The organism is uncultured Roseovarius sp. (assembly GCF_913054395.1).
In the GTDB taxonomy this organism is placed as follows: Bacteria; Pseudomonadota; Alphaproteobacteria; order Rhodobacterales; family Rhodobacteraceae; genus Roseovarius.
In genome coordinates this window covers 1-3,684 of record NZ_CAJXIP010000226.1, presented here as the reverse complement: position 1 = coordinate 3,684, position 3,684 = coordinate 1, and the positions used below count along the sequence as shown (strand labels likewise).

The 3,684-nt window shown below is 57.8% G+C and carries 3 protein-coding genes and 3 pseudogenes; 3 read left to right on the top strand and 3 right to left on the bottom strand.

Features of this window, described 5'->3' with window-relative positions; genetic code table 11:
• Window positions 1-269, top strand: a pseudogene (locus QZ522_RS18390) (carboxymuconolactone decarboxylase family protein); the annotation flags it as partial.
• Window positions 270-283: 14 nt separating this feature from the next.
• On the opposite strand, the gene QZ522_RS18385 reads toward QZ522_RS18390, so the two are convergent.
• Window positions 284-637, bottom strand: a complete 354-nt coding sequence (locus QZ522_RS18385) for a metalloregulator ArsR/SmtB family transcription factor (RefSeq protein ID WP_294615015.1) — start codon at window positions 635-637, stop codon at window positions 284-286.
• 265 nt (window positions 638-902) lie between these two features.
• Here QZ522_RS18385 and QZ522_RS18380 point away from each other — a divergent pair, with 265 nt between their 5' ends.
• Both QZ522_RS18380 and clpX read left to right on the top strand, forming a co-directional pair.
• Window positions 903-1,535 (top strand): ATP-dependent Clp protease proteolytic subunit, encoded by a 633-nt coding sequence (locus QZ522_RS18380; protein ID WP_294615013.1) that lies wholly within the window; start codon window positions 903-905, stop codon window positions 1,533-1,535.
• Window positions 1,536-1,681: 146 nt separating this feature from the next.
• Window positions 1,682-2,944, top strand: coding sequence for an ATP-dependent Clp protease ATP-binding subunit ClpX (gene clpX / locus QZ522_RS18375; protein WP_294615011.1), 1,263 nt, complete (start codon window positions 1,682-1,684; stop codon window positions 2,942-2,944).
• Here clpX and cobA read toward each other — a convergent pair.
• A pseudogene (cobA, locus tag QZ522_RS18370) lies at window positions 2,939-3,508 on the bottom strand (uroporphyrinogen-III C-methyltransferase); the annotation flags it as partial. The gene clpX and the pseudogene cobA sit on opposite strands and share 6 nt — an antisense overlap.
• Window positions 3,505-3,684: pseudogene (locus QZ522_RS18365) on the bottom strand (cobyrinic acid a,c-diamide synthase); the annotation flags it as partial. The pseudogenes QZ522_RS18365 and cobA, both read right to left, overlap by 4 nt.

Sequence of the window (3,684 nt, the reverse complement as noted above, 5' to 3'; positions counted from 1 at the left end):
AGGCCCTGCGTGATGGCGCGCCGCTGGCCGATGCCAAGCTTGAGGCCCTGCGCGCGTTCACCCATCATATGTGGGAGACACGCGGCTTGCCGGGCAAGGCCAAGGCCGAAGCCTTCAAAGCCGCAGGCTATGGCGATGTGCATGTGCTTGAGATCATTCTGGCCCTCGCGGTCAAGACGATCTCGAACTATGCCAATCACGTTAATCACACCGATCTTGATGAGGTGTTTGCCCCGTTTGCCGTGGGCAATGAGGTGGAACCGGCCTAGGCCAGACAGAACCGTTAAGTCCCTGCGTCCCCCTTGGCGGGGGCGCAGAACAGATCATAGACCACTTCGAGAACCTTGCGGGGTCGGTCGTCTGCGAGGCTGTAGAAAATGGCCTTGCCGTCCCGGCGGGTCGTGACCAGCCCCTCAAGGCGAAGCCGTGACAATTGCTGTGACACGGCCGCCTGACGCGCGGACAGCAGGGTTTCCAACTCTGTTACCGATTTTTCCCCTGATACCAGGTGGCACAGAATCAGCAGCCGTCCTTCGTGGCTTATAGCCTTGAGGAAATTGGCCGCAGTGGTCGCATTCTCGACCATGCGATCCATTTCGGTGGGGTCGAGAGTGTCATCGAGGGCGGGGAGTGGCATTTGAGGGTTCCCGGGTGTCCAATGCTGAACTGTTTAGACCGTTTTGGAGGCTTGTGCAAAACCTGGGGAGGCGATTCTACGGAAATGTGACCAACTGTGGCGCTTTAACCGTCAGGCGGCTGGATGGGTTGCGACAATTTCGTGCGATACCCTTGCGGCCCCTTGGGCGCAACACTAAGACTCCTTTAGGAACTGGCCGATATGGATCGGGTAAATTGACAAGGTCTGATCATGGTCGATCGGACAACAGAGCAGGCGGGCGACGATGAAAGACCCAATGGATACCTACATGAACACCCTCGTGCCGATGGTCGTCGAACAGACCAGTCGGGGCGAGCGGGCCTATGATATTTTTTCACGGCTTCTCAAGGAACGGATCATCTTTCTGTCCGGCCCGGTGCATGACGGCATGTCGAGCCTGATTGTGGCGCAGCTTCTGCATCTTGAAGCGGAAAACCCCAGCAAAGAGATCAGCATGTATATCAACAGCCCCGGTGGTGTCGTCACCAGCGGTCTGTCGATCTATGACACGATGCAATACATCCGCCCCAAGATCAGCACGCTTGTGGTCGGTCAGGCCGCCAGCATGGGCAGTCTTCTGCTGACGGCCGGCGAGCCGGGCATGCGGTTCTCGCTGCCCAACAGCCGGATCATGGTGCACCAGCCCTCGGGCGGGTATCAGGGGCAGGCCACGGATATCATGATCCATGCCGAAGAGACGTTGAAGCTCAAGAAACGGCTGAACGAAATCTATGTGAAACACACTGGCAAGACCCTCAAAAAGGTCGAAGAGGCGCTTGAACGCGACAATTTCATGTCGCCTGAGGATGCCAAGGCCTGGGGATTGATCGACGAGATCGTCGAGAATCGTTCCAAGGGCGATGAAGAAGCGAAATAAACGACAAACCCGGCCCCTCGCGGGGTCGGGTGTTTTTGCGATTGTGGTGCTTTTCTGCCTGACTTAAGCTGGCGGATAAGATACGCGAACACCCGGTCAGAAATGACCAGAAGACAGACGGCGGCGCAGGGCCCGAAAGGTACGTTATGGCGAATAATTCAGGCGGCGACAGCAAGAACACCCTCTATTGCAGCTTTTGCGGCAAGAGCCAGCATGAGGTTCGCAAGCTGATTGCCGGACCGACCGTTTTCATCTGTGATGAATGTGTCGAGTTGTGCATGGATATCATCCGCGAGGAAACCAAGAGCGCAGGCTTGAAATCAAGCGAAGGCGTGCCCGCGCCGCGCGATATCTGCAAGGTGCTTGATGATTACGTGATCGGACAGGCCACCGCAAAACGGGTGCTGTCGGTTGCGGTGCATAACCACTACAAGCGTCTGAACAATTCCGGCAAAAGCGATATCGAGCTTTCGAAATCCAACATCCTTCTGATTGGGCCGACCGGATGCGGTAAAACCCTTTTGGCACAAACGCTTGCGCGTATTCTGGATGTGCCGTTTACCATGGCGGATGCCACGACACTGACCGAAGCGGGCTATGTCGGCGAGGATGTGGAAAACATCATTCTCAAGCTGCTGCAAGCCAGCGAATACAATGTCGAGCGCGCGCAACGCGGCATCGTCTATATCGACGAAGTCGACAAGATCACCCGCAAGTCGGAAAATCCGTCCATCACCCGCGACGTATCGGGCGAAGGGGTTCAGCAGGCCTTGTTGAAACTGATGGAAGGGACCGTTGCCGCGGTGCCGCCGCAAGGCGGGCGCAAGCATCCGCAGCAGGAGTTCCTGCAGGTGGATACGACCAATATCCTGTTCATTTGTGGTGGTGCCTTCGCCGGTCTCGAAAAGATCATCGCGCAGCGTGGCAAGGGGTCTGCGATGGGGTTTGGCGCCGATGTGCGTGACAATGACCAACGTGGCGTGGGCGAGATTTTCACCGATCTCGAGCCGGAAGATCTTTTGAAGTTCGGCCTGATTCCGGAATTTGTCGGGCGTTTGCCGGTGATTGCGACGCTTGAAGATCTGGATGAGGACGCGCTTGTCACCATTCTGACCCAGCCCAAGAACGCCCTCGTCAAACAATACCAGCGCCTGTTCGAGCTGGAAGATGCCAAGCTGACCTTTACCGATGACGCGCTGAGTGCCATCGCCAAGCGCGCCATCCTGCGCAAGACCGGCGCCCGCGGTCTTCGTTCGATCCTGGAAGACATTCTGCTGGATACGATGTTCGAATTGCCCAGCATGGAGAATGTCGAAGAGGTTGTGGTGAACGAAGAGGCGGTGAACTCAAAAGTTGAGCCGCTGATGATCCATACCGATGCAGAAAAGGAACCTGCATCAGCTGGGTAACCCATGGGTTACCAGCAGTTCCGCCAGCGCGGCAAAGGTGCGTTTACCCATATAGACCACGGTTGTGGCATTGGCGTCGGCCAGTGCGGTCAGGTTCAGGTCTTCGGGTAGCTCTCCGGTTACGTCATGGCCGGTGATGTATTGCAGTCGGCGCGCGGTTAGGCGACGGGTCAGCGGGATACCTGCCGCAGCTGCTGCTGCGGATGCTGCAGTGACGCCGGGGATGACCTCGTACTTGATGCCTGCCTCGCGCAGGGCTGTTATCTCTTCCTCAAGTCGGCCAAAGATGCCGGAATCGCCGGACTTTAGCCGCACCACTTGGGCACCGCTGCTGGCGTAATCCACCAACAGTCGGCTGACGTGATCCTGCTGGGGCGAGGGCCGACCAGCGCGTTTGCCGACACCGACCAGATCAGCGTCGTCACGGGCATGGCCAAGGATCGGGCCGGATGACAGGTCGTCAAACAGCACTGCATCTGCGGTTTCCAGACGTTTTACGGCCTTGACGGTCAACAGTTCAGGGTCGCCGGGGCCCGAGGAGACAAAGCTGACAAAGCCTGTCATGCGGTCTCTCCGGTGATCAGGTGGAAGAAGGTGCCGGTGACATGGCCCTTGATCGACCCGGTTTCGGGCACCGGATTGCCGTCGGCGTCAGACACCTGCGCCAGTGGGGCGTCGGGTTCATCCAGAATGGTTGAATAGTGGAATTCGTGACCGCCCCGCCCCCTGCCTGAGTCAAA